The sequence below is a fragment of the Paraburkholderia sp. EG287B genome, from assembly GCF_040965595.1.
Lineage (GTDB): Bacteria > Pseudomonadota > Gammaproteobacteria > Burkholderiales > Burkholderiaceae > Paraburkholderia.
This window is the reverse complement of record NZ_JBFRCG010000007.1, coordinates 249,848-273,904: the sequence shown is the minus strand read 5'-3', so window position 1 is coordinate 273,904 and position 24,057 is coordinate 249,848. Positions and strand designations below refer to the sequence as shown.

Annotated in this window: 22 protein-coding genes; 13 read left to right on the top strand and 9 right to left on the bottom strand. The window is 66.3% G+C overall.

All coding sequences use genetic code 11. From position 1 onward, the window contains the following. Window positions 1–4: 4 nt before the first annotated feature. The 3 genes from AB4Y40_RS14585 to AB4Y40_RS14575 all read right to left on the bottom strand — a co-directional run bounded on the left by AB4Y40_RS14585 (window position 5) and on the right by AB4Y40_RS14575 (window position 3,301). A complete protein-coding gene (locus AB4Y40_RS14585) occupies window positions 5–1,126 on the bottom strand; it encodes a 3-deoxy-7-phosphoheptulonate synthase (RefSeq protein ID WP_368688287.1) in 1,122 nt (373 codons plus the stop codon). A gap of 167 nt (window positions 1,127–1,293) precedes the next feature. Continuing rightward, entirely contained in the window at window positions 1,294–2,301 is a 1,008-nt protein-coding gene (locus AB4Y40_RS14580) for a sterol desaturase family protein (RefSeq protein ID WP_368688286.1), read from the bottom strand. A 13-nt stretch (window positions 2,302–2,314) separates the two neighbouring features. Then, window positions 2,315–3,301 carry a beta-propeller fold lactonase family protein gene (locus AB4Y40_RS14575; RefSeq protein ID WP_321927609.1) on the bottom strand — a complete coding sequence of 329 codons (987 nt, stop codon included), beginning with the start codon at window positions 3,299–3,301 and terminating at the stop codon, window positions 2,315–2,317. Between the two features lie 237 nt (window positions 3,302–3,538). Here AB4Y40_RS14575 and AB4Y40_RS14570 point away from each other — a divergent pair, with 237 nt between their 5' ends. Next, entirely contained in the window at window positions 3,539–4,864 is a 1,326-nt protein-coding gene (locus AB4Y40_RS14570) for an Nramp family divalent metal transporter (RefSeq protein WP_368688285.1), read from the top strand. Window positions 4,865–5,093: 229 nt separating this feature from the next. Beyond that, window positions 5,094–6,569 (top strand): glucose-6-phosphate dehydrogenase, encoded by a 1,476-nt coding sequence (gene zwf, locus AB4Y40_RS14565; protein ID WP_368688284.1) that lies wholly within the window; start codon window positions 5,094–5,096, stop codon window positions 6,567–6,569. A 57-nt stretch (window positions 6,570–6,626) separates the two neighbouring features. Here zwf and AB4Y40_RS14560 read toward each other — a convergent pair whose 3' ends face one another. Both AB4Y40_RS14560 and AB4Y40_RS14555 read right to left on the bottom strand, forming a co-directional pair. Further along, the gene (locus tag AB4Y40_RS14560; RefSeq protein WP_324151143.1) at window positions 6,627–6,776 is read right to left on the bottom strand and encodes a hypothetical protein; all 150 of its coding nucleotides are present in this window, start codon (window positions 6,774–6,776) and stop codon (window positions 6,627–6,629) included. Between the two features lie 77 nt (window positions 6,777–6,853). Further along, complete coding sequence (locus tag AB4Y40_RS14555; RefSeq protein WP_368688283.1) at window positions 6,854–7,270, bottom strand: MarR family winged helix-turn-helix transcriptional regulator; 417 nt, start codon at window positions 7,268–7,270, stop codon at window positions 6,854–6,856. A 203-nt stretch (window positions 7,271–7,473) separates the two neighbouring features. Here AB4Y40_RS14555 and AB4Y40_RS14550 point away from each other — a divergent pair, with 203 nt between their 5' ends. Both AB4Y40_RS14550 and AB4Y40_RS14545 read left to right on the top strand, forming a co-directional pair. Beyond that, window positions 7,474–8,538, top strand: a complete 1,065-nt coding sequence (locus AB4Y40_RS14550) for an alcohol dehydrogenase (protein WP_368688417.1) — start codon at window positions 7,474–7,476, stop codon at window positions 8,536–8,538. A gap of 323 nt (window positions 8,539–8,861) precedes the next feature. Beyond that, window positions 8,862–10,997: a tetratricopeptide repeat protein gene (locus AB4Y40_RS14545; protein ID WP_368688282.1), complete on the top strand. Its 2,136-nt coding sequence runs from the start codon at window positions 8,862–8,864 to the stop codon at window positions 10,995–10,997. A gap of 43 nt (window positions 10,998–11,040) precedes the next feature. Here AB4Y40_RS14545 and AB4Y40_RS14540 read toward each other — a convergent pair whose 3' ends face one another. Further along, window positions 11,041–11,259 (bottom strand): hypothetical protein, encoded by a 219-nt coding sequence (locus AB4Y40_RS14540; RefSeq protein ID WP_028206128.1) that lies wholly within the window; start codon window positions 11,257–11,259, stop codon window positions 11,041–11,043. 188 nt (window positions 11,260–11,447) lie between these two features. Here AB4Y40_RS14540 and AB4Y40_RS14535 point away from each other — a divergent pair, with 188 nt between their 5' ends. The 4 genes from AB4Y40_RS14535 (at window position 11,448) to AB4Y40_RS14520 (ending at window position 16,337) form a co-directional block, all read left to right on the top strand. Continuing rightward, a complete protein-coding gene (locus tag AB4Y40_RS14535) occupies window positions 11,448–11,795 on the top strand; it encodes a DUF1330 domain-containing protein (RefSeq protein ID WP_368688281.1) in 348 nt (115 codons plus the stop codon). A 157-nt stretch (window positions 11,796–11,952) separates the two neighbouring features. Then, entirely contained in the window at window positions 11,953–12,411 is a 459-nt protein-coding gene (locus AB4Y40_RS14530) for a hypothetical protein (RefSeq protein WP_368688280.1), read from the top strand. A gap of 79 nt (window positions 12,412–12,490) precedes the next feature. Continuing rightward, on the top strand, window positions 12,491–14,623 hold the full coding sequence (locus AB4Y40_RS14525) for a phosphocholine-specific phospholipase C (protein WP_368688279.1): 2,133 nt from the start codon (window positions 12,491–12,493) through the stop codon (window positions 14,621–14,623). 271 nt (window positions 14,624–14,894) lie between these two features. After that, on the top strand, window positions 14,895–16,337 hold the full coding sequence (locus tag AB4Y40_RS14520) for an NAD-dependent succinate-semialdehyde dehydrogenase (RefSeq protein ID WP_368688278.1): 1,443 nt from the start codon (window positions 14,895–14,897) through the stop codon (window positions 16,335–16,337). 35 nt (window positions 16,338–16,372) lie between these two features. Here the strand turns inward: AB4Y40_RS14520 and AB4Y40_RS14515 are convergent, their stop codons facing one another. Next, on the bottom strand, window positions 16,373–16,771 hold the full coding sequence (locus AB4Y40_RS14515; protein WP_368688277.1) for a GFA family protein: 399 nt from the start codon (window positions 16,769–16,771) through the stop codon (window positions 16,373–16,375). A 225-nt stretch (window positions 16,772–16,996) separates the two neighbouring features. On the opposite strand from AB4Y40_RS14515, the gene AB4Y40_RS14510 reads away from it, so the two are divergent. After that, on the top strand, window positions 16,997–18,055 hold the full coding sequence (locus tag AB4Y40_RS14510) for a catalase family peroxidase (RefSeq protein ID WP_368688276.1): 1,059 nt from the start codon (window positions 16,997–16,999) through the stop codon (window positions 18,053–18,055). After that, the gene (locus AB4Y40_RS14505; protein WP_368688275.1) at window positions 18,052–18,597 is read left to right on the top strand and encodes a cytochrome b; all 546 of its coding nucleotides are present in this window, start codon (window positions 18,052–18,054) and stop codon (window positions 18,595–18,597) included. Before AB4Y40_RS14510 ends, AB4Y40_RS14505 begins: the two co-directional genes overlap by 4 nt. 47 nt (window positions 18,598–18,644) lie before the next feature. Here AB4Y40_RS14505 and kdgT read toward each other — a convergent pair whose 3' ends face one another. Beyond that, on the bottom strand, window positions 18,645–19,661 hold the full coding sequence (gene kdgT / locus AB4Y40_RS14500) for a 2-keto-3-deoxygluconate transporter (RefSeq protein WP_368688274.1): 1,017 nt from the start codon (window positions 19,659–19,661) through the stop codon (window positions 18,645–18,647). 290 nt (window positions 19,662–19,951) lie between these two features. Between kdgT and kduI the strand changes: the two genes are divergently transcribed. From kduI to kdgR, 3 genes are all read left to right on the top strand, one after another. Further along, window positions 19,952–20,788 (top strand): 5-dehydro-4-deoxy-D-glucuronate isomerase, encoded by an 837-nt coding sequence (kduI, locus tag AB4Y40_RS14495; protein ID WP_368688273.1) that lies wholly within the window; start codon window positions 19,952–19,954, stop codon window positions 20,786–20,788. A gap of 43 nt (window positions 20,789–20,831) precedes the next feature. Beyond that, window positions 20,832–21,602, top strand: a complete 771-nt coding sequence (kduD, locus tag AB4Y40_RS14490; RefSeq protein WP_368688272.1) for a 2-dehydro-3-deoxy-D-gluconate 5-dehydrogenase KduD — start codon at window positions 20,832–20,834, stop codon at window positions 21,600–21,602. A 127-nt stretch (window positions 21,603–21,729) separates the two neighbouring features. Continuing rightward, entirely contained in the window at window positions 21,730–22,551 is an 822-nt protein-coding gene (gene kdgR, locus AB4Y40_RS14485) for a DNA-binding transcriptional regulator KdgR (protein WP_368688271.1), read from the top strand. Here the strand turns inward: kdgR and AB4Y40_RS14480 are convergent. Next, the gene (locus tag AB4Y40_RS14480; RefSeq protein ID WP_368688270.1) at window positions 22,548–24,056 is read right to left on the bottom strand and encodes an efflux transporter outer membrane subunit; all 1,509 of its coding nucleotides are present in this window, start codon (window positions 24,054–24,056) and stop codon (window positions 22,548–22,550) included. The genes kdgR and AB4Y40_RS14480 overlap by 4 nt on opposite strands. Window position 24,057 lies beyond the last annotated feature (1 nt).

Here is a 24,057-nt window from a genome sequence, read left to right as displayed (position 1 = left end):
GCCCTCACCCCGCCTTGCGGCGCTCGCGCACGGCCTGGGCCAGCCCATCGAGCACCGGGGCCGTCTGCGCCCAGCTGATGCACGCATCGGTGATCGACACGCCGCGCTTGAGCGGCACGCCCGGCTTCTGGTCCTGGCGCCCCTCTTCGAGATGGCTCTCGATCATCACGCCGACAATGCGCTTGTCACCGCCCGCCAGCTGCTCGCCGATATCGCGCGCCACCTCGATCTGGCGCTGATGCGCCTTGTTCGAGTTCGCGTGCGAACAGTCGATCATGACCTGCTCGCGCAGCCCCGCCTTCGCCAGCGCCGCGCAGCACGCCGCCACGGAAGCCGCATCGTAATTCGGCCCGCTCTTGCCGCCGCGCAGGATCACGTGGCAGTCGTCGTTGCCGCGCGTTTCGAAGATGGCGGCCATGCCCATCTTCGTCATGCCCATGAACGCATGGCTCGCGCGCGCCGCGACGATGGCGTCGGCGGCCACCTGCACGCCGCCGTCGGTGCCGTTCTTGAAGCCGATCGGGCACGAGAGGCCCGAGGCGAGCTGCCGGTGGCTCTGGCTTTCGGTCGTGCGCGCGCCGATCGCGCCCCACGCCACGAGGTCGGCGATGAATTGCGGGCTCAGCAGATCGAGGAATTCCGTGGCCGTTGGCAGGCCGAGCGCGTTGATGTCGAGCAGCAGCTGGCGCGCGGCGCGCAGGCCCTCGTTGATGCGGAAGCTGCCGTCCAGACGCGGGTCGTTGATATAGCCCTTCCAGCCCACCGTGGTGCGCGGCTTCTCGAAGTACACGCGCATGACGATCAGCAGGTCGTCCTCGAGCGTATCGGCCTTCGCCTTGAGCAGCTTCGCGTACTCGATCGCCTGGTCGTGGTCGTGGATCGAGCACGGGCCCACCACCACCACGAGCCGGTCGTCGCGCTGCGCGAGCACCTCGGCGATCTCGCTGCGGCTCGTTTCGACCAGCGTTTGCGTCTCCTGCGGCACCGGCAGCTCGTCGAGCAGCAGCGCGGGCGAGATGAGCGGGCGCACGGCGCCGATGCGCGTGTCGTCGATGCGGGTCGTGTCCTGGGTGGCGTCGGCCACGCCGACTTCCTGGTCGTGCTGCGGATTGTCGATACGGCTCAAGATGTTCTCCAACTGCGCTTTTGACGCGCGCATCATGCATGCGTGGGGGATGAATGCGCGATTATCGCATCCGGCACGCCGTCGGTATCCGGAAACGTCATCCCGAAACGCAACGAGGCGGCCCGAAGACCGCCTCGCACGAGGAACTCCAACGAACGCCGCGCAGCTCAGCGCGCCGCGTCCCCCAGCGGATACCCCTTGCCCGCGAGGCGCCGCGCGATGCGCACGAGCGCGAACCACTGCTGCGCGAGCAGGCCTTCGCCATAGTTCGCGCCCCGGCCGTGCGGCGCGGGCAACTGGTCGCGAATGCCGGTCGGCTCATGCTCCTTGTTCCACGACGCCGTGCGGAACATCACGTCCCACCACGGAAACAGCACGCCGAAGTTGCAGCCGTAGCGCGTGCCTTCGTGGCCATAGCCGATCGCATGATGGCGGCGATGAAACGCCGGGCTCACGACGATGCGCTCAAGCAGCCAGCCAAAGTCGAGCCGCGCGTTCACGTGCTGCACGCTCTGCATGAAGTTGCTCACGGCCACGAGCACGACGAACTGCGAGGGCGGCACGCCGATAAAGAGCGAGATGCCCGCAAAGAACGCGGCCTGAACGATGTCGTCGAGGAAGTGGTTGCGATCGTCGCACCACAACGACATCTGCTGCTGGCTGTGATGCACGGCGTGCAGTTCCCACCACACGCCGAAGCGATGCTGCCAGCGGTGATACCAGTAGCCCGCGAAGTCGAGCACGACGAGATAGATCAGGAACGACACGATTGGCTTGTCGGTCAGGCCGGGCCAGAGGCCGTCCACGTCGATGTTCGGCACGCTGTAGATCGCCATCAGGCTCTGCCAGTGATTGAACACGGGCGTGAGCAGAAAGAAGAACGCGATGTTCAGAATGCCGAGTTTCGCGATCCACGTGTACCAGACGTCGGCGCGCAGCGCGCGGCGATCGCCCCAGTCTTCCGCGGGCCGCAGCGCTTCGAGCGGGCGCAGCAGCACATACGAGGCGCAAATCTGCAGCACGCCGACGATCACCCAGTAGAGCGCGTCATAGGTGTCCTCGTCGTAGCCCATCAGGCCGACCTTGTAGAAGATCGGCTGCACCACGTCCACGTAGACGAGCGTCTGCAGCCACGAAACGAGGTTGTCGGCCTGCGAAATCAGCGTATCGAGCATCGAGACTCCTCAATCAATCCGGGTTCGGCGCGTACACCGGCGCGCTGTTCGCGAAGTAGATACCGTGCGGCGAGCGGCCCACCGCGATCGTATCGATCAGTTTGCGCGTATTCAGGTCGATGATGCCCACGTGCTTCGCGAAACGGAACGTCACCCAAAGGTAACGCTTGTCCGCCGAAAGTTCCATGTCGTCGGGACCGGGGCGCAGGCCCGTGATGTCGGCGACTTTCGTGAGCGTCGTGTAGTCGAGAATGCTGATCGTGCTCTCCACGCGATTCGACACGGCGATATGTTTGCCATCGTCCAGATTGCGGAAGTTATGCGCGCCGCGGCCGGTCTGGATCTTTTTCACGACCGTGCGGTTGTGCCAGTCCACCACGGCCACGTTGTCCTCGCCCGTCATGCCCACGAGCAGGTACTTGTCGCCCGGGGTCATCCACAGGCCCGCGGGCGTGTTGCCCACGTGCAGCTTCCAGAGCACCGTTTGCGTCGGCAGGTCGATGGCGGCCACTTCGCCCGTGTCCTGCAGCGTGACGAATGCCGTTTTGTTGTCGGAGGCGAACGTGATGTGGCTCGGCGTTTTCCCGAGCGGAATGCGCTTGGCGATCGTGAGGTTCTTGCCGTCGTAGTGATAGACGTCCACGCGGTCGAGTCGCAGGCCCGCGGTCACGAACCATTTATGGTCGGGCGAAAAGCCGAGCTGGTACGGATCTTCGATCCCTTCGAGGCGGCTCTGCACCTGCCCCGTATGCGGGTCGAGGAACAGCAGGTCGTTCGACACCGAATCGGCGACGATGAGCGACTTGCCGTCGGGCGTGATCATCAGGTGGTGCGGTTCCTTGCCCGTGGGCTCGGTGCCGACCACGGTGCGGCTTGCCTGGTCGATGAGCGAGAGCTTCGCCTCGCCCGAGTCGAGCACGATGACCTTGTCGTCGGCGTGGGCGAGTGCGCCCCATGCGAGGCCGCCCATCAGCAGCGCAGTCGCGAACGGTTTCTTCATACGGACCGGTGTAAACGAAAAGATCGGGAATTCAGGCATTTCGTAAGGGAAAGAGAGCAGCGAAGGCGCGGCGCGCCGGTTTGTGCTGAGATAGCGCCAAGGCAGGCGCGCGGATTGCCTGCTTAACGCGTGAGGGCCCGATTCCGATGACGCACTTTCAACGTATTCACAAATGCTCGATGCGTGCCACAGGGCGATGGGCTGCGCCATCAGACCCCGGCACGCGTGAGAAGTTGCATGGATCATCGCGCCCGCGATGACGAGGTGCAGCGCGCCCCCGACGGCCTCACCCGCAACACGGCCGCCGCGGTGCGCGAAGCGCTCGAAGGACGCCGCCGCGGCGTCGCCCTTCTGCTGCCGCTCGCGGGTCCGGCCGTGGTCATCTCGGTGGCCTATATCGACCCCGGCAATATCGCGACCAACATCCAGGCCGGGGCGCGCTACGGCTACGCGCTGCTCTGGGTCGTGCTGCTCGCCAACGTCATCGCCATGCTGTTTCAGGGGCTTTCCGCGAAGCTCGGCATCGCCACGGGACGCAATCTCGCCGAGCTGTGCCGCGATAGCCTGCCTTCGCCGCTCGTGTGGCTCATGTGGGGCGTGAGCGAGATCGCGGCCATGGCCACCGATCTCGCCGAATTCCTCGGCGGCGCGATCGGCCTTGCGCTGCTCTTTCATCTGCCGCTGTTCGCGGGCATGGCGGTAACCGCCGTCGTGACCTACGCGCTGCTGTTTCTCCAGCGCGCGGGCTTCCGGCCGCTCGAACTGCTGATCGGCGCGCTCGTGGGCGTGATCGGCATCTGCTACATCCTGGAGCTTTTCATCACGCCGATCGAGTGGCAAAGCCTGTTGCGCCACCTCGCCACGCCACGCCTGCCCGACGCGCAGGCCGTGACGATCGCGGTCGGCATCATCGGCGCCACGGTCATGCCGCATGCGCTCTTTCTGCACTCGGGGCTCACCCAGGCGCGCGTGCTCGCGCGCAACGACGCCGAGCGCAAGCGGCTCGTGAAGTTTTCTAACGTCGAAGTGGTGGTCGCGCTTTCGGTGGCCGGGCTCATCAACATGGCGATGGTGGTGATGGCCTCCGGCGCGTTCCACCAAGGCTACGCGGACGTCGCCGAAATCGGGACCGCCTACCGCACGCTCGCGCCGCTGCTGGGCGCGGCGGCCGCCAGCATCTTCCTCGTTTCGCTGATCGCCTCGGGCATTTCGAGTTCGGTGGTCGGCACGCTCGCGGGGCAGATGATCATGCAAGGCTTCGTGAACTTTCGCATTCCGCTGTGGCTGCGCCGCGCGGTGACGATGGTGCCGAGCTTTGTCGTGGTGGCGCTGGGCGTGAACGCCACCGACGCGCTCGTCATGAGCCAGGTCGTGCTGAGCCTCTCGCTGCCGTTCCCGATGGCCGCGCTCGTGTGGTTCACGTGCCGCGGCGACGTGATGGGGTCCCATCGTAACCGCGCGCTCACGGCTGCGGCAGCCGGGGCGGGTGCGGCGGCGGTGCTCACGCTCAATGTCGTGCTGGTGCTCACGACCTTCGGCGTGGCGGTGCCGGGGCTCGGGTAAGGATCGGCTCGCTACCGCGCGATGGATGCATGAACGGCCGGTCGGTTTATCGACGACAGGGCGTCTCGCGCGACGCCTCGTTCGCGCCATGCGTGCAAACTCGCGCGAAACCATGCACCATTAGCGTTTTCGCCGCGCCCCGCTCTTGCGACCGGTGCGGGTTCTGCAACCGCGCGCTAGCGGTCGTGCTCAACCACGTTGCCCGAGCGCGCGTCACCTCCGACCTGCCATGACGAATCAGCCTGCCCAAGCCTTGCCCGAACAGCCCGTCGACATGATCATTTTCGGCGGCGGAGGCGACCTGGCCGCGCGCAAACTGCTGCCCGCGCTCTACATGGCGCACCTGCACGGCAACCTGCCGCCGGAAACGCGCATCATCGCCGTGGGCCGCAAGAACTGGACGATCGACGACTATCGCAAGTTCATGGAAGAGCAGTCGCGTCCGTTTATCGACGCGAAAGCGTTCGATGCGCAAGCGTGGGACCGCTATCTGAACCTGTTCCAGTACGTGATCATCGACGTGAACGATCCCGGCAACTACGCGAACCTGAAGGCGGCGTCGCGCGAGCATGCCCTGCGCGTGTTCTATCTCTCGACTTCGCCGGAACTGTTCACGACGATTTGCGACAACCTCACGGCGGGCGGCCTGATCGACGGCAGCTCGCGCGTAGTGCTCGAAAAACCGCTCGGCCACGATCTCGCCTCGGCGCAGGAGATCAACGAGTCGGTGGGCCGGCATTTCTCCGAATCGCAGATCTACCGGATCGACCACTATCTGGGCAAGGAAACGGTGCAGAACCTGATGGTGCTGCGCTTCGGCAACCCGATCTTCGGGCCGCTGTGGCAGGCGCCGTATATCCGCAGCGTGCAGATCACGGTGGCGGAAACGGTGGGCGTGGGCAGCCGCGCGGGCTTCTACGATCACACGGGCGCGCTGCGCGACATGGTACAGAACCACCTGCTGCAACTGCTGTGCATCGTGGCGATGGAGCCGCCCGTCTCGCTCGACCCAGACGCCGTGCGCGACGAAAAGCTCAAGGTGCTGCGCTCGCTGCGTCCCATGTCGCTCGCCGATATCGCGCGCGACACCGTGCGCGGCCAGTACGCGGCGGGCGCCGTCGACGGCCAGCCGGTGAAGGGCTATCTGCAGGAAGACAACGTGCCGCCCGACAGCAAGGCGGAAACGTTCGTGGCGCTGCGCGCGCACATCAACAACTGGCGCTGGGCCAACGTGCCGTTCTTCCTGCGCACGGGCAAGCGCATGCAGAAGCGCCAGTCGGAAATCGTGATCGAATTCGCGGACCTGCCGTTCTCGATCTTCCCGAGCGGCCCGCGCAATTACGGCAACCGTCTCGTGATCCAGCTTCAGCCGGAAGAGTCGATCCAGCTGCAGATGCTCGCGAAGGAGCCGGGCAGCGGCATGAACATGCTGCCCGTGAGCCTGAATCTCGACCTGCAGCAGGCCATTCCCGAGCGCCGCGCGGAGGCCTATGAGCGCCTGCTGATCGACGTGATTCGCGGCCGTCTCACACACTTCATGCGCCGCGACGAACTGGAAGCCGCATGGACGTGGGTCGAGCCGATTCTCGACGGCTGGAAGGAACTGAACGACCGCCCGCGCACTTACACGGCGGGCACGTTCGGACCGGCGGCATCGTCGGCGCTGCTCGCGCGCGAGAACATGTCGTGGGCCGAAGAGATGTAATGTGAAGGACCGCGAGCGCCGCGCTGCATGCGGGGCGCTCGCAGCATGTTTTTGGCATTACTGATCGCCCGAATCCGGACGAAAAAGGTCGAAGCCGGCGAATACGATCACACCGCTGAGCGCCATCAACGGCACTGAATGACGCCCGAGAAAAAGAACCGCGGCTGCAAGCCAGGTTGAAAGACAGAAAGCGCCGATGCGCCGCATGATGCCACTCCCTACTCTTTAATGCCCTTCTGAAGCGTGGCTGCGCATAACGCGTGCCGCGCGATTTCAACCCAACATCAGCCCAATGTCGCGCGCGCCGTGCGCAGACGCGACACCGTATCCACGAACGCCTCGCCGCCGAGCGTGCGCTTCAGGCGGCTCGCGACCGTCGCGCTCGCCGCATTGAGCGCCTCGCGTATCGCGATGGCCTGCGCCGTGGGCACGATCGCCACTTCGCGGCCGTCGCCATCCGTGCGCTGGCGCTCGACGTAGCCGCGCGCCTCCAGGCCGTCGAGCACGCGCGTGGCCGTGGGCCGCGCGATGGAGAGCAGCTCCGCCAGTTCGCGCTGCGGCAAACCTGGACGCTCCAGCACGGCGCGCAGCATGAAACCCTGCGGCGGCGTGAGTTCGAAGCGCTCGAAGGCTTGCGCCCATTCGCGCTCCAGGCGCCGCGCGAGCGCCGTGGTGTTGAAGTAAAGGCAATGATCGAACATGGGCACAGGATAACCCAATATAGTTAGCTATGCAACGATCTGCGCAGAAAGCGCATGTCTGCCCGCTGACAAATCAAGCGCACAGCAGCACAAAATAGAACGACCGGACGAATTTAGATCGCATCGGCTATGATGCAAAGACGCCGCAATCGTCTGGGCGGGCATGGCCGCCGTACACAACACTCACGGAGACATCGATGCAAATGCGCTGTTACTGCGTTATCCATCACGGCAAGCCGCTCGAACTGGTCGAGCGCGACGTGCCCGAGCCCAAAGGCACCGAGGTATTGCTGCGTGTGAAGGCCGCGGGCCTGTGCCATTCCGATCTGCACATCTGGGAAGGCTATTACGACCTGGGCGGCGGCAAGAAGCTCTCGCTCGCCGACCGCGGCATCAAGCTGCCGCTCACGCCGAGCCATGAAATCTGTGGCGAGGTCGCGGCGCTCGGCCCCGACGCGCAAGGCGCGCCGGAGGCGCTCGCGGCAGGCACGGCGGCAGTCGTGCATCCGTGGATCGGCTGCGGCGCATGCGCGGCCTGCCAGCGCGGCGAAGAGAATATCTGCGCGAAGCCGCAGTCGCTCGGCGTGCTGCGCGACGGCGGCTTTGCGGATTACGTGATCGTGCCGCATCCGCGCTATCTCGTGGATCTCGCCGGCCTCGATCCCGTCAAGGCCGCGCCGCTCGCCTGCGCGGGCGTGACGACGTATTCGGCCGTGAAGAAGTTCGGCGCGCGCATCCACGAAGGCCCCGTGGTCGTGATCGGCGCGGGCGGCCTTGGCATGATGGCGCTCGAAGTGCTCAAGGCGATGGGCGCACTAGGCGCGATCGTCGTGGACGTGGACCCCTCCAAGCGCGAAGCCGCGCTGGCGGCGGGCGCGCTCGCGGCCATCGATGCGCGCGCGGAAGACGCCGTGCAGCAGATCATCGCGGCAACGGGCGGCGGCGCACGCGCGGTGCTCGACCTCGTGGGCGCGACGCCCACTGTCAAGCTCGCGCTCGACGCCTGCGCGCGCGGCGGCCACGTGGTGATCGTCGGGCTGATGGGCGGCGACCTCACGGTCTCGCTGCCCATCATCCCGATGCGGCCGCTGAAGATCGAAGGCAGCTACGTGGGCACGCTGCCCGAGCTGCGCGAACTCGTGACGCTGATGCGCGAAGGCAAGATGCAGCCTTCGCCCGTCTCCACGCGGCCGCTCACGGAAATCAACGAGGCGTTCGAAGCGCTCGTGCAGGGCAAGGTGGTCGGGCGGCAAATCCTGGTGCCCTGATGCATCGCGCGCGGCCCGGTGCGGCGCGCGCGATGTTGAATCGTTCGGAATTCGAATCAATCGAGGAGATCGGCTCACGGTGACGATCTCCCGTTCTACGCGCGCAAGCGCCCCCGAAGCCCTCCTACGGTCTACCCCCGGTGCTCGCTCCATTTTGCAAGCCATCTGCAAGCTTTTGCGGGCCAGATGCGCTTATCGCCCGAATAAGCGCACCGGATGCGCTCAATTCGCGCCGTTGACTGAGCACGAGCTGTCGTAATCTCGACACTGCCGCATTGTCCGTGTCGCCCACGCGCCGCGCCCCGTCTCTTACGATTTTCACTGTGACCATTTCGACGCCCCTCGCGCCCGCCCTCGACGACATCCTGCGCGCAGCCAATGCGCACTGCGAAGCGCACCGCTTCGCCGACGCGCTCGCGTTGCTCGAACCGCATGTCGGCGGCCAACCCGGGGCAACGGACGACGCCGCGCTCGCGCCGGCGCTCAATCTCGCGGCCCTGAGCGCGATGGGCACGGGCGACGCGGCGCGCGCCCAGGCGCTGTGGCAGCGCTGCCTCGCGGCAAAGCCCGACTTCGCGCAAGCGTACAGCGGCCTCGCCGCACTCTTTGCGGCGCTCGGCGTCCTCGATCAGGCCCAGGTGCTCTATGAACGGCTGCTGAGCCTCACGCCCGCCGATGCCGACGCACGCAGCAACCTGGGCGTCGTCCTGCAGCGCCAGACGCGCCACGCAGAAGCGGAAGCCGCCTTTCGCGCCGTGCTCGCGCACTGTCCCACGCACGCCGACGCCCACTACAACCTCGGCCTCCTGCTGCAGGGACAAGGCCGCCACGCAGAAGCCGAAAGCGCGTTTCGCGGTGCCATCGCCGCGAATGCGCGCCATGCGAAGGCGTACAACGCAATGGGCACCCTGCTGCGGGATCAGGCGCGCGGCGATGAAGCCGCCGAGGCCTTTCGCCAGGCCCTGCTGATCCACCCGCAGTATCCGGAGGCACTCAACAATCTCGCCACGCTGCTCAAGGCGTCCGGCAAGCTCGCCGAAGCGGAACTCGCGGTTCGTCTGGCGCTGCAGATTCGCCCCAACTTCATCGATGCGCTGAACAACCTCGGTTGCGTGCTCACCGACCTCAAGCGCGTGCCCGAGGCGGAGGTGGCGTTCCGCCAGACGCTCGCACTCGCGCCGAATCACGCCGAAGCGCAGTACAACCTCGGCGTCGCGCTGCATACGCTCGAGCGGCTGCCCGAGGCCGAGGCGGCGTACCGCGAAACGCTGCGCCGCCTGCCGGGCCGCGTCGAGGCCTATAACAATCTCGCCTGTGTGCTGATGGCGCTCGGGCGCCGCGCCGAAGCGTTCGAGGTGCTCCACGAAGCCGTGGCCGTGCGGCCCGATTTCGCCGAGGCGCACTTCAATATCGCGAGCCTGCACAAGGAGTACGGCCGGCTCGACGAAGCGGAGGCCGGCTACCGCCGCGCGCTCGACGCGAACCCGGAATACGGCGATGCGAAATTCCGCCTCGCCACACTGCTCATCAGCATGGGCCGCTTCGTAGAAGGCTTCGCGCGCTACGAATGCCGCTACACCATGCCCGGCTTCGTGCATCACGCGACGCAGCGTCTGCTGCAGTGTCCCGCCTGGCAGGGGGAGCCGCTCGCCGGCAAAGCGCTGTTGCTGTGGCAGGAGGACGGCCTCGGCGACATGCTGCAATTCGGACGCTATGCGCGCGTACTCAAGGAACAGGGCGCGGCGCACGTCGCGTTCGCCTGCCAGCCGCCGCTGCAGCGGCTCTTTCGCGGCGTGGACGGCATCGACGTCGTGCTCGGCCATGAAGCCGGCGCGGCGGCAGCCGGCCAGTTCGACTACTGGGTGAGCCCGATCAGCGTGCCCCACCGCCTGGGCACGACGCTGGAGACGATCCCCGCGCCGCTCGTCTACATGCCCGAGCCGGCGCTAGTCGAGCACTGGGGCGCGCGCCTCGCCACGCTCGCGCCGGGCCCGCGCATCGGCATCGTCTGGAAGGGCAACCCGAAGCATTTCAACGACACGCACCGCTCGCTGCCCTCGCTGGCCGCGCTCGCCCCGCTCTGGAACCTGCCGGGCGTGCAGTTCGTGAGCCTGCAAAAAGGCCAGGGAGAAGACGAAGCGCAGAATCCGCCTGCGAGCCTGCCGCTGCTGCACCTCGGCAGCGACGTGCACGATTTCGTCGACACCGCGGCGATCATCGCGCAGCTCGATCTCGTGATTTGCGTGGATACGTCCACGGCGCATCTGGCGGCGTCGCTCGGCAAGCCGTGCTGGGTGCTGCTGCCGCAGTACGACCTCGACTGGCGCTGGATGCACGAGCGCGAAGACTCGCCGTGGTATCCGGGCACGATGCGCCTGTTCCGCCAGCGCATGAACGAAGCGTGGAGCGCCGTCGTGGAGCGCGTGCGCGCGGCGTGCGCGGAACGCTTCGGCGTTTGAAACTTCGCGGGATTTCGGGGGATGAGGGAGGCGCTCGCGCGCCTCAATCCCAGATGTTGCGGAACGCCACGGCGGCGATCACCGGCACGCACATCACGAGCGGAATGGCGAAGTACGGAATCTCCAGATCGACGACCCACTTGTAGACGATCCAGCCGATACCCAGCGCGAGCGTGAGCACGCCCACGAGCGCCGTGAGGGTGTTCAGCAGCCACGTGGGCGGCTGCTTGCGCGCGGGTTTATTCTCGGGTGACGGGTTCATGGCGGCGATGGCGGAAAGCGAAGGCGTCTCGATCCGGAGTGCGGATGGTGGGTATTTTACCCCGCGGCACGCCTTCAGCCTAAGCCCGCCGCACCCGCGGTCTTTACCTCCCAGGTAATCGATTCCGTGCCCGGCGCGCCCTATTCTCGCAAGCGTGGCCCCACCCTTTCACGCTCACGAGACCTGCCATGACCGCCTACGCCATTGCCCACCTGCGCGACGTCGAACCCTGCCCCGCCATCGTCGAATATCTGGAGAAGATCGACGCCACGCTCGCCCCTTTCGGCGGCCGCTTCATCATTCACGGAGGCCGCGCGGAGCGGCTCGAGGGCAAGTTTTCCGGCGACCTCATCATGATCGAATTTGCGAGCCGCGAGATCGCGCGCGCGTGGTATCGCTCCAGCGCCTATCAGGCGATCCTGCCGCTGCGCGCGGAGCACTCGCGCGGCGAAGTGTTCCTGATCGATCAGGTCGAGATGCCGCATCGCGCGACCGATGTGCTGCGTCCCGCTCACGAAAGCGACTCCGCAAAGTGAAAGCATTTCGTTAGCTCGCAACCGACAGCGAATGCTTTCCGCGTAGTCCGTTTGCAAAGGAAATTCATCGCATGCAAACGTTTTCGTACGTTTCACAATTCTTTCTTCATCGACGGCGAAACTGTGCGCGACCCATCCCCACAGAACGGATGCGCACATGAGAATACGCCTTCAAAACCGCGTGTCGACGACCCTGTCGACCGCGGCGATCGTTGTACTCGCAACCATCATGCTCGATGCATGCGGCCCGGGCTACGGCTCGTCGGCGGCTTCGTCGACGCCGGATCCATCGGAAAGCCAGAGCGCCGCAACGCAATCGCCATTGGCGAACAGCGCGCGCATCACGCCGCTGCCGACCGACACGAACACGGCGGCGAATACGTCGGCGAATGCATCGACAAACACCTCTGCGAACCCGAGCGCCATACCCGCTTATGGCGCGAACGCGGCAACCGCCGCGAACACCGCGAGCGACCCCGTGCAAGGCGCACAGGCCAGCCTCGCCGCCGACAGCGACCAGGTCACGCCGGTCCTGAGCTACGCGCCTGGCGACAACGCGCAGACCCAGGCCAGCAACGGCAACGATTCCAGCAGTCCCGCAACATCCAGCCATTGAAGCATTGCACCTGCGTGCCCTTGCGCCAGTGCGCCGTCGGGGCACGACACTCCAACCCCAAGCAGAAAGGTGAGCAACAATGACGTCAAACAGCCGTCGCCGTTTCCTGCAGACCGTCGCGCAATCGGGCGCCGCCGCCGCAGCGATGACCGTTCTTCCCGAATCGATTCGCAATGCGCTGGCCATTCCGGCCAATTCGCGCACGGGCACGATCCGCGATGTCGAGCACATCGTCGTGTTCATGCAGGAGAACCGTTCGTTCGACCACTACTTCGGCCATATGCGCGGCGTGCGCGGCTATAACGACCGCCTGCCCATTCCGCTGCCGGGCGGCCTGCCGGTGTGGTATCAGCCGTCGAAGGAAGACGCCACGAAGCCCGTGCTGCCGTTCCACCTCGACACGTTCAAGACGAGCGCGCAATGCGTGGGCGACCTCGACCACTCGTGGTACCCGACGCAGTACGCGATCAACAACGGTCTGTACAACCAGTGGCCGCAGTACAAGACCGACATGACGATGGGCTACTACCTGCGCGCGGACATTCCGTTCCACTACGCGCTGGCCGACGCCTTCACGGTGTGCGACAACTACTTCTGCTCGCTGCCTGGCCCGACGCACCCGAACCGCTCGTATCTGATGACCGGCATGGTCGATCCGACCGGCACGATGGGCGGCCCGCTGCTGGACAACAACGACTACGTGGATGGCGACGTGCCGCCCACGTACCAGGAGCTTTCGTGGACGACCTACCCCGAGCGCCTGCAGGCAGCCGGCATCTCCTGGCAGATCTACCAGCAGGGCACGAACGGCAGCGACCCGCTGAACGGCAACTACGGCACCAACATCCTGCAGAACTTCGCGAACTTCATCAACGCGCAGCCCGGTTCGGCGCTCTACCAGCGCGCGCAGACGGTGCGCACCATCGCCGACCTCAAAAACGACGTACTCCAGAACAATTTGCCGCAAGTCTCGTGGCTGCTGCCGCCCGCCGCGTTCTCGGAGCACCCGAAGTACACGCCGGCCTATGGCGCGGAATACACCTCGCAGATCATCGAAGCGCTGACTTCGAATCCCGATGTGTGGAGCAAGACCGTGCTCTTCATCATGTATGACGAGAACGACGGCTTCTTCGACCATATCGTGCCGCCGCAGCCGCCCACGACGTCCACGCAGGGCAAGTCGACGGTGAGCGTGGACGGCGAAATTCACAACGTGATCAACCCGGCGGGCCGCGGCGGCAAGTACACCGCCGACGGCCTGCCCTACGGCCTCGGACCGCGCGTGCCGATGACGGTCGTCTCGCCGTGGACCAAGGGCGGCTTCGTCTGCTCGCAGGTGTTCGACCACACGTCGGTGATCCGCTTCATCGAGGCGCGTTTCGGTGTGCAGGAGCCCAACATCACGGCGTGGCGCCGCGCGGTGTGCGGCGACCTCACCACGTGCTTCGACTTCCGCACGCCCGACGCCACGATGCCGACGCTCCCCGACACGAGCAACTACATGGCGCTCGCCGACAACCAGTGTTCGGCCAACTCGGCACCCACGGTGCCGGCCACGCCGCTGCCGATCGACGCGCAGGAGCCCGGCGTGCGCTACGCGCGCGCGCTGCCCTACGAGCTACATGTGAACGGGAAGGCCGAAGCGCAGAACAACACGCTGTCGATCACGTTCGCGAACAAGGGCCGCCAGGGCGCGCACTTCTACGTTTACGGCACGAACCGCAGCGACGGCCCGTGGCGCTATACGGTCGAAGCCGGCAAGGCGCTCGACGAGACGTGGGACCTCACCGTGACGAACGGCGTCTATGCGTTCGAGGTGCATGGCCCGAACGGCTTCGTGCGCCGCTTTGCGGGCACGGCCGCGCAATCGGGTCCGGGCAGGTCGGGCCGCGCCCCGGCGCCCGCCGTGACGGCACACTACGACGTGGCCAACGGCAACCTCTTCCTCAGGTTCTCGAACGCGGGCAGCAGCGTCGCGCACCTGAACGTGAGCGACAACGCCTATGGCGCGCACGAGCGCAACGTGGTCGTGCCGGCCGGCGCGCAGATCGACGAAGTCTGGGTCCTCGCCTCGAGCCATCACTGGTACGACCTCACGGTCACGAGCCGCGACGACGCGACGTTCGCCTGGCGCTTCGCCGGACACATCGAGAACGGCCGGCCGAGCATCAGCGATCCGGCGGCCGTTGCGCCGGTCACAAAGCTGAACTGAGCCCGACGCAAGCCACGGTTTGACGATTTCTTTTCTGTTTCCCTGGTTGCGGCGCCTTCGGGCGCCGTTTTTTTTGCTTTCGCGCAGCGGATCCGCTCCGTCTCAAAGTGTGGGTAAAAGGGGCCAACGACACCTTCGCGATGGCATGCCCTGCAGCCTCGGCAAACCAGTGGCACAATGGGCGCTCCGCATTTTCCGGCGCCCGCCCGCGCGCATTGCCGTGCGCGCGGCGGGCGCCTGTCGTTGAACCGTTGACAAGGATCGTCCCATCATGAGTTCCAGCGTGAAGCCCTATCCCGACACCCAGATCTACATCGACGGCGCATGGCGCGCCGGCGCGAAGACGATTGCCGTGATCGACCCCGCGACCGAAGCGGAAATCGGCCGCCTGAGCCTCGCCAGCGAGCAGGATCTTTCGGATGCGGCCACCGCGGCCGAGCGCGCCTTCCGCGAATGGCGCAAGGTCTCGCCGCTCGAGCGCAGCAAGCTCATGCGCCGCGCCGCGCAGCTGCTGCGCGATCGCGCGGACGACATCGCTGCGATCATGACGCGCGAACAGGGCAAGCCGTTCGGCGAAGCGAAGCTCGAAACGCTCGCGGGCGGCGACACGATCGACTGGTTCGCCGAAGAGGGCCGCCGCACCTATGGCCGCGTAATCCCGTCGCGTTCGGACGCCGTTCGCCAGATCGTCACGCGCGAGCCGGTGGGTCCGGTCGCCGCGTTCACGCCCTGGAACTTCCCGCTCAACCAGGCCGTGCGCAAGGTGTCGGCCGCACTCGCCTCGGGCTGTACCGTCGTGCTCAAGGGACCGGAAGAAACGCCGGCCAGCTGCGCCGAACTCGTGAAGGTGTTCGCCGACGCGGGCCTGCCCGCCGGCGTGCTGAACCTCGTGTTCGGCGTGCCCGCGGAAGTGTCGTCGTACCTGATCGCGCATCCGGCGATCCGCAAGATCTCGTTCACGGGCTCGACGCCGGTGGGCAAGCTGCTCGCCTCGAAGGCCGGCGAGCACATGAAACGCGCCACGATGGAGCTGGGCGGCCACGCCCCCGCCATCGTGTTCGCCGACGCCGACGTGCCGCGCGCCGCGAAGCTGCTCGCGAGCGCGAAGTTCCGCAACGCGGGCCAGGTGTGCATCTCGCCCACGCGCTTCATGGTGGAAGACGCTGCGTACGACGAGTTCGTCGAGCACTTCGTCGCGACGACGCGCGCGATCAAGGTCGGCAATGGTCTCGAAGACGGCGTGCAGATGGGCCCGCTCGCGAACGACCGCCGCCTCGCCGCCATGGAACGCCTCGTGGCCGACGCGCGCGAACAGGGCGCGAAGGTGCTGACGGGCGGCGAGCGCGTGGGCCGCGAAGGCTACTTCTTCGCGCCGACCGTGCTCACCGACGTGCCGCTTTCCGCGCGCATCATGAACGAAGAGCCGTTCGGCCCGATCGCACCGATCTCGCGCTTCTCGAGCTACAAGGACGCGATCGCCGAAGCGAACCGTCTGCCGTACGGTCTCGCCGCGTATGCCTACACGCGTTCGAGCGCGACCTCGGCCGCACTTTCCGACGACGTAGAAACCGGCATGCTGTCGATCAACCATCACGGCCTCGCCCTGCCGGAAACGCCGTTCGGCGGCGTGAAGGACTCGGGTTACGGCTCGGAAGGCGGCAGTGAAGCGATGGAAGCCTATCTCGTCACGAAGTTCGTGACCGAGCATCGTTGATCGCTTCACGCTGAAAACGCGCGCGCTTCTCTGGCTTACGGCCCGGGAAGCGTACGCGGATATTGCGGCAAGCCGTCCGCGAGATGCACCCAGGCCAGCTTTTGCGAGGTCCAGCTGTGATTTTCGGGCGGCGCGTCGTCGGGACGATCGAGCGTGCCGGTCGCGACGTCGATCTCGCCCGCGAACGCCGCATGCCGGTAGGTGAGCGGCGTGCCGCAATCGGCGCAGAACGCGCGCTCGACACCGGGACTCGACACATGCGTTTTCGTTGCGCCCGCAACGAGCTGGAATGCACTCCACGGCACACTGAGCCAGCCGACGAACGGCGCACCCGTTGCGCGCCGGCAATCCGCGCAATGGCATACCGTGCTGCCAACCGGCGCAGCCGAAATCTGGTAGCGGACCTTGCCGCATAAACAGCCGCCAGTCAGCATCGCTCTCTCCTTCGCGCATCTGTTTCGCTTAACACTTTCAGCGCTGCAAACCCGCCCGCCCGAGCATCGTTGCACGATTTCGATTTGGGCATGGAATAAACCGCAGTGACGTGTTGTTGACGCCAGTAACGCCCCTCGCGGGCCATCGACTGGATCCATCATGCATACACTCGCACACTTTTCGCTTTCGCATGCGTTGCAGCACGCGGGCAGCGGAGCCCGCCCGTGAACCGCGCCCCGATCTGCGTGCCATGCCGGCTCGCGGCCATTGCGGTGGTGGTGGGTTGCGCTGGCGCGGCATTTGCATGGACGGCCGGTTGGCTCACGCCGAAGCGCGTCACCGCGCCGCATATCATCAATACGTTCGAGTCGAACTACGGCATCCATACGGGCTATCGGCGCAATCACGCCAAGGGGCTCTGCGTGGAAGGCTGGTTCGAAAGCAACGGCAACGGCGCGCAGGTCTCGCGTGCGGCCGTGTTCGCACCCGGACGCACGCCCGTGATCGGACGCTTCGCCATTCCCGGCAGCAACCCGGCCGCGCCGGATGCAAGCACGCCCGTGCGCAGCATGGCGCTGCTGTTCCAGTTGCAGGACGGCGAGCAGTGGCGCACCGGCATGAATTCCGTACCGATCTTCGTCGTTGGTACCCCGAAGCAGTTCTATAGCCAGCTGGTCGCCTCGAAACCGGACCCGGCAACGGGCAAGCCCGACCCCGCGAAGCTCGACGCCTTCTTCCAGGCTAACCCGGAAACGCTGCCGTTCCGCCAGTGGCTGAAGGCGCACCCGCCCGCCTCCAGTTTCGCGAATACAGCGTTCTATAGCGTCAACGCGTTCGTCGCGACCGATGCCGCCGGCAACCAGCATGCCGTGCGCTGGCAGACGGTGCCCGAGGTGGCTTATGCACCGCAAACGCCGGCAGAAAAAGCCGACCCGAACTTCCTCGCCGACGACTTCACCACGCGTTTCGCGGGGGGACCGCTACGCTGGCATCTGGTGCTCACGGTCGCAGCCCCCGGCGACCCCACGAACGACGCCACGCAGTCATGGCCCGCGGACCGCCAGCAGATCGACGCCGGCACGCTGGTCCTGCAGCGCGCCGAACCGCAAGCCAACGGCATGTGCCGCGACGTGAACTACGATCCGACCATCCTGCCCAACGGCCTGAAGCCTTCTGACGACCCCTTGCTCGCCGCCCGTTCGGCAGCGTATGCCGTTTCGTTCAATCGACGCACGCGCGAGGAAGCCAACCTCGCGCCAACGCATGGAGGCGCGCAGCCATGAAACAACCGGGCCAACACTTCAGCGCGCTCCAGCGCCTGCTGCACTGGTCGATGGCAGTCCTGATCGTCACGATGCTGTTCGTCGGCGTGGGGATGGTCTCGACCGTCTCGCGGCTGCATGACACACTGCTCGCGCTCCACCGGCCGCTGGGTATCGCACTGCTCGCGCTCGTGCTGCTGCGCGTGGCCGTGCGGCTCGCACGCGGCGCGCCGCCCTTGCCCGCCGATCTGCCCATCTGGCAGCGCCTCGGCGCGCACGCCTCGCATCTCGCGCTCTATGCATTGATGATCGCCATGCCGCTGATCGGCTGGTCGATGCTATCGGCGGGCGGCTATCCCATCATGATGTTCAGCGGTGTGCACCTGCCGCCGATCGTGCCGCATAACGTGACGCTCTATGCATGGCTGCGCGCCGCGCATACATGGCTCGCCATGGCGCTCTATGCGACCGTGCTGCTGCATCTGGGCGCCGCGCTCTTTCACGCGCTCATTCGCCGCGACGGCGTGCTCGCCAGCATGGCGCGCGGAGAGGCACGCAGTTGACGTGCAGTTCCTGCGCGTGCAAAGCGCGCAGGAACCCGGCCTGTGAATCAAACGTGCGCATCACGCCCGGCCACTGGCGGCACGGGCGGTTCCATGAGTTCCTGAAGCAGCGCCTCGCGCGCGCTTCGGCGGCGCACCCATAGCGCCGTGAGCATCGGCACGAGGATCGCGGTCACAAGGCAGGCGGTGGCGACCATCGCCGTTGCCGCTGGAACGAGCGGCTTGAAACGCGGAATCATCTCGCCGATGATGGCCGGATTCGCCACCGCCGCGCCCGCCGTGGACGAAGCCGCGAGCCCCGCCGCACCGTTGCCGCCCGCAATCAGGCGATCGGCAAGAATCAGCGGAATGCCGGTCACGAAGATCACGCCAAGCCCTAGCAGCACGCCCGGAATGCCGCTCGTGACGATCACGTTGAGATCGATGCCGTTGCCAAGCGCAAAGCCAAAGAACGGGATGAGCGGATGCACGCAGCGGCCGAACAGCTCGCGCAGGTCGCTATCGAGATTGCCCAAGGCAAAGCCGATCAGAAACGGTAGCACGGCGCCCACGAAAAGCCGCGGCTCGAAAAAGGCCACGCCGGTCGCGCCGAGGATGATCATGCTGACGAGCGGCCCCGACTCGACCGACATCAGCACGAACGCGCCCGCCTCTTCCTTCGTGCCGTATTGCTGCATCACGGCCGCGTAGAGACCGCCGTTGGTCATGTCCATCGAGGTCGTGATGGCGAGCACCGAGAGCCCGGCGAAGAGCCCGGTTTGCACGCCGTCGACGGGGATGAAATGCGCGGCGACCAGCGTGGCGACCCAGGCCACGATCATCTTCGTGACCAGCAGCGTGCCGGACTTGCGCAGCACGGTGCCGGTCGCGCGCAGGTCGATCGTCGCGCCCATGCAGAAGAACCAGACCGCGAGAATCGGGACGGTGCCGGTGATCAATCCATTGGTGAACGAACCAAAGTATTTGCCCGCGCCCGGCGCGAACGTATGAACACAGGCGCCGAGCAGCAGCGGCACCAGCATCAGGCCGCCTGGTATGCGGTCTATGGCCTTCTTGAGCTTCATGCCTCCTCCGTGGACTTTGTATCCGGTTGCCGGATCGGCACGTCGGCGCGTCCGGCTTTTTTCTCGCGGTGCTCCCTTTCCGGAAACAGGATAGCAGCGTGAAAGGAACGCCGTTCCGATTTTTACGTGGAAAATCGTCCACGTTTACCCGCTAACGCCTCACTATGTGGGCAGAGCGCTTGCCAAACGCACTATGGCGTCGCAACATTTCCGGACCGATGTTCCGAAAATGCGAATCTGCTCTATAGTCCACGAGAGACGGGGCACCGCCCATCCGACGGAGACATGGCATGGAAGTCAGACAAAGCCTCAACAGCGAATACGCGAAGACGCTCGACACGGCGGGACTGCGCCGCGAGTTCCTCATCGAACGCGTGTTCGAGTCCGATGCGCTGACGCTCACCTACAGCCACGTGGACCGCATCATCGCGGGCGGCGCGATGCCCGCCACGCGCGCGGTCGAGGTGAGCGCCGCGCTCGGCAAGTCGATCGGCGTGAGCTATCTGCTGGAGCGGCGCGAACTGGGCGCGATCAATATCGGCGGCGACGGCTGGGTCGACGTGGACGGCGTGCGCCACGCCGTGCGCAACGAGGAAGCGATCTATATCGGCAAGGGCACGCAGGCCGTCGCATTCGGCAGCGACGATGCGGTGCGGCCCGCGAAGTTCTACCTCAACTGCGCACCCGCGCATACGGCGTATCCCACGCGCACCATTTCGCTATCCGAAGCATCGCCGCAAGCGCTCGGCGAGGCTGCCACGAGCAACCGGCGCACGATCTACAAGTTCATCGTGCCGGAGGTGCTGCCCACCTGCCAGCTTTCGATGGGGATGACCAAGCTCGAACCCGGCAGCCTCTGGAACACCATGCCGTGCCACACGCACGAGCGGCGCATGGAGGTGTACTTCTATTTCAACGTCGCCGACGACGCCGCCGTCTTCCACATGATGGGCGAACCGCACGAAACGCGGCACCTCCTCGTGCACAACGAACAGGCCGTGATTTCGCCGAGCTGGTCGATCCACTCGGGCGTCGGCACGCGCGCCTATACGTTCATCTGGGGCATGGTCGGGGAGAACCAGGTATTCGGCGACATGGACCATCTCGCCGTGCGCGATCTGCGCTGAACTCCACACCGGCATCGACCGACGACACGAGGTCCGCGCATACATGGCATCCAGCACCTTCAATCCGTTCGATCTCAGCGGCAAGATCGCCATCGTCACCGGCAGCAACACGGGCCTCGGCGCGGGCATGGCGCTCGCGCTCGCGCAGGCCGGTTGCGACATCGTCGGCGTTTGCAGGGGCGAGCCCGGCGACACGCCTGCGCGTGTCGAGGCCCTCGGGCGCCGCTTCGTCGACGTGCGCGCCGACCTCGGCTCGATCGCGCCCGTGGAGGACATCGTGCGCGCCGCCGTCGAAGCCTGTGGACGGATCGACATCCTCGTGAACAACGCCGGCGTGATTCGCCGGGAAGACGCCCTCGCCTTCGGCGAAGACGACTGGGACGCCGTCATGGACGTCAACCTCAAGAGCGTGTTCTTTCTCGCTCAGGCGGCCGCGCGCCGGTTCGTCGCGCAGGGCGGCGGCGGCAAGATCATCAATATCGCGTCGATGCTGTCGTTCCAGGGCGGCATTCGCGTGGCTTCCTATACGGCCTCGAAAAGCGGCGTGCTGGGCCTCACCCGACTGCTCGCCAACGAATGGGCCGCCCACGGCATCAACGTCAACGCGATCGCGCCCGGTTATATGGCGACCGCCAACACGGCCGCGTTGCGCGAGGACACCCAGCGCAACGGCGAGATCCTCAGCCGCATTCCCGCCGCGCGCTGGGGCGAGCCGGACGATCTCGCCGGCCCCGTGGTGTTTCTCGCCTCGGCGGCAGCGGATTACGTGCATGGCCATACGCTCGCCGTGGACGGCGGCTGGCTTGCGCGCTAGCCCACGCGGCGCGCACGGGACGCGGTATGCTCCCGTCAGGGAGTCACATGGACCAGCAACAATGGCAGCAGGCGTAGAAAAAACGGCAAATCCGGGCAAGGGGCAGCGCAGCGCACAGGAGCACGCAATGAACGAAATGGACGGCGGCACGGAGAAAGGCGAATCGGTTTCGTCGATCGGCCGCGTGTTTGCGATCCTCGGCGCGCTGGGCGAGAACGGGCCGATCGGCATTAGCGAGCTTTCGCAGCGTCTTGCGCTTTCGAAAACCACCGTGCACCGCGTGCTGCAAACGCTGAAGGCGCTAGGCTACGTCGCGCAGGAAGTCGAAACCGACCGCTATCGCCTGACGATCCGGCTGTTCGAACTCGGCGCGAAGGCGCTCGAAAGCGTCGACCTCGTGCGCGAGGCCGACATCGAGATGCGGCGCATTGCGCAAGCCACGCGTGAAGCGGTTCATCTCGGCGCGTTCGACGAAGACGCGATCATCTACATCCACAAGATCGACTGCGATTACGGCCTGCGCATGCAGTCGCGCATCGGGCGGCGCAATCCGCTGCATAGCACGGCAATCGGCAAAGTACTGCTCGCGTTCATGCCGCCCGCCGACGCGCAGGAAACGCTTTCGCATGTGGAATTCAGGAAGTCGACGCAGAAAACGCTCACTTCCGCCGACGCGGTGCTGAGCATTCTTCCGCACGTGCGCGAGCAAGGCTACGGCGAAGACAACGAAGAGCAGGAAGATGGTTTGCAGTGCCTGGCGGTGCCGGTGTTCGACCGCTTCGGGCATGTGATCGCCGGCCTCTCGATCTCGTTTCCGACCATGCGCTGCGGCGCGGACACGAAAGCGCACTACGTCGCCCTGCTCAAGCGCGCGGGCGCAGCGATCTCGGCGCGGCTCGGCTATCGCGAGCCGGCCGCGCACGAGCATGCGCCCGCCGAACCCGGCTAGCCCGGCGTGGCGGCGGTCGCCGCCGTGGCTGCCGCAGTGGTCCGCCAGCCGAGACCGAGGCTCTTCTGCAGCGACACGAAGTCCTTGAGCAAATCGGCCTGGCCCGACACCACGTTCTGCTGCGCGGCGAATTCCGTGCGCTGCGTGTCGAGCAGATCGACGAGGCTCGACGCCCCCGCGCGGTAGCGCTGGCGCATGAGCGTCGCCGAACGCTCGGCGGAAACCTGCACCTTCTGCAAGGTCACCAGATGCTCGCGCTGATAGCCATAGCGCGACAGCGACGCGTTGGCGTCCTGCAATGCCGCGAGCACGGCCTTTTCGTAATGCGCTTCGGCTTCGTCACGCGACGCTTGCGCGCCGTGCACCGCGCCCAGCGTGCGCCCGAAGTCGAACACGTTCCATTGCAGATACGGCGCCCCTACCCAGCTGAAATTGCTCTTGCGGAACAGGTGCCCCGGCTCCGCGGCCGTAAAGCCGAGGTCGCCGAACAGCGTGAGCTTGGGCAGAAAGTCCGCCACGTGCTCGCCGATCTGCGCGTTGCTCGAGGCGAGACGCCGCTCCGCCGCGCGAATATCGGGGCGCTGCGCGAGCATCGTGGTGGGATCGCTCACGGGCACGCTGGCCGGCATCGTGGGCAGCGGCTGCGCCTGTGCCAGTTCCATATCGAGCGCGCCAGGCGCCTTGCCGGTGAGCACCGCCAGTTGATCCAGCGATATTTCGACTTGCGCCGCGAGCGGCGTGATCGTGGAGCGCGTGTTTTCCACCTGGGTGGTGAGCCGCTCCACGTCCACCTCGGCCGCGGTGCCGCCCGCGCGGCGCTGCTCGGTGAGCGTGAGCATCTCCTGCTGCAGCTGCGCCGTGTGCTGCGCGATGGCGAGGCGCTGCTGCTCGTCGCGCAGGTCGATATAGGCCTGCGCGACTTCGGCCGCGAGCGAAACCTGGGTGTCCGCAAGATCGGCGTCCACGGCATCGGCCTCGTCGCTTGCCGCTTCCACGGCGCGGCGCGTGCCGCCGAACAGGTCGATTTCCCACGAGGCATCGAAGCCCGCCGTGTAGAACGTGATCGGGCCGCCGCCCGAAGAGCCGCCCTGCCCCGAGCTGCTGCTCGACGATGTCAAGGCACTCAGGTTCGGCTGGCGCATGCGGATCGCCGCCGCGCTCGCGCCGACCTTCGGCAGCTCGGCGGCGCGTTGCTGCTGCAGTTGCGCGCGCGAGGCGCGCAAACGCGCCTGCGCCGCGCGCACATCGGGATTGTGGGCGAGCGCCGCGTCGATCAGCGTGTTCAGTTGCGGGTCGTTCAGCGCAAGCCACCATTGGCTCGGTGCGCGCGCGGGCGTCACGCCTTGCGCGGGCGTGCGCAGGAACGAAGTGGCGTTCGCCGCTTCGGGCGCGACGGCCGGTGCGCCGTGATAGTCGGGGCCGACAGTGCAGGCGGCCAGCGCGCAGGCAGCGGCGCACGCGCTCAGCGCGGCGTAGGAGAGTCGGGAGTAACGGGTTGCCGTCATG

Coding starts and splice junctions, on each gene's coding strand:
- AB4Y40_RS14480 (WP_368688270.1), bottom strand. CDS start 24,056: ATGACGGCAACCCGTTACTCCCGACTCTCCTACGCCGCGCTGAGCGCG.
- AB4Y40_RS14560 (WP_324151143.1), bottom strand. CDS start 6,776: ATGCGGCGCATCGGCGCTTTCTGTCTTTCAACCTGGCTTGCAGCCGCG.
- kduI (WP_368688273.1), top strand. CDS start 19,952: ATGGAAGTCAGACAAAGCCTCAACAGCGAATACGCGAAGACGCTCGAC.
- kduD (WP_368688272.1), top strand. CDS start 20,832: ATGGCATCCAGCACCTTCAATCCGTTCGATCTCAGCGGCAAGATCGCC.
- AB4Y40_RS14540 (WP_028206128.1), bottom strand. CDS start 11,259: ATGAACCCGTCACCCGAGAATAAACCCGCGCGCAAGCAGCCGCCCACG.
- AB4Y40_RS14520 (WP_368688278.1), top strand. CDS start 14,895: ATGAGTTCCAGCGTGAAGCCCTATCCCGACACCCAGATCTACATCGAC.
- AB4Y40_RS14555 (WP_368688283.1), bottom strand. CDS start 7,270: ATGTTCGATCATTGCCTTTACTTCAACACCACGGCGCTCGCGCGGCGC.
- zwf (WP_368688284.1), top strand. CDS start 5,094: ATGACGAATCAGCCTGCCCAAGCCTTGCCCGAACAGCCCGTCGACATG.
- AB4Y40_RS14550 (WP_368688417.1), top strand. CDS start 7,474: ATGCGCTGTTACTGCGTTATCCATCACGGCAAGCCGCTCGAACTGGTC.
- AB4Y40_RS14515 (WP_368688277.1), bottom strand. CDS start 16,771: ATGCTGACTGGCGGCTGTTTATGCGGCAAGGTCCGCTACCAGATTTCG.
- AB4Y40_RS14505 (WP_368688275.1), top strand. CDS start 18,052: ATGAAACAACCGGGCCAACACTTCAGCGCGCTCCAGCGCCTGCTGCAC.
- AB4Y40_RS14580 (WP_368688286.1), bottom strand. CDS start 2,301: ATGCTCGATACGCTGATTTCGCAGGCCGACAACCTCGTTTCGTGGCTG.
- kdgR (WP_368688271.1), top strand. CDS start 21,730: ATGAACGAAATGGACGGCGGCACGGAGAAAGGCGAATCGGTTTCGTCG.
- AB4Y40_RS14525 (WP_368688279.1), top strand. CDS start 12,491: ATGACGTCAAACAGCCGTCGCCGTTTCCTGCAGACCGTCGCGCAATCG.
- kdgT (WP_368688274.1), bottom strand. CDS start 19,661: ATGAAGCTCAAGAAGGCCATAGACCGCATACCAGGCGGCCTGATGCTG.
- AB4Y40_RS14535 (WP_368688281.1), top strand. CDS start 11,448: ATGACCGCCTACGCCATTGCCCACCTGCGCGACGTCGAACCCTGCCCC.
- AB4Y40_RS14530 (WP_368688280.1), top strand. CDS start 11,953: ATGAGAATACGCCTTCAAAACCGCGTGTCGACGACCCTGTCGACCGCG.
- AB4Y40_RS14570 (WP_368688285.1), top strand. CDS start 3,539: ATGGATCATCGCGCCCGCGATGACGAGGTGCAGCGCGCCCCCGACGGC.
- AB4Y40_RS14575 (WP_321927609.1), bottom strand. CDS start 3,301: ATGAAGAAACCGTTCGCGACTGCGCTGCTGATGGGCGGCCTCGCATGG.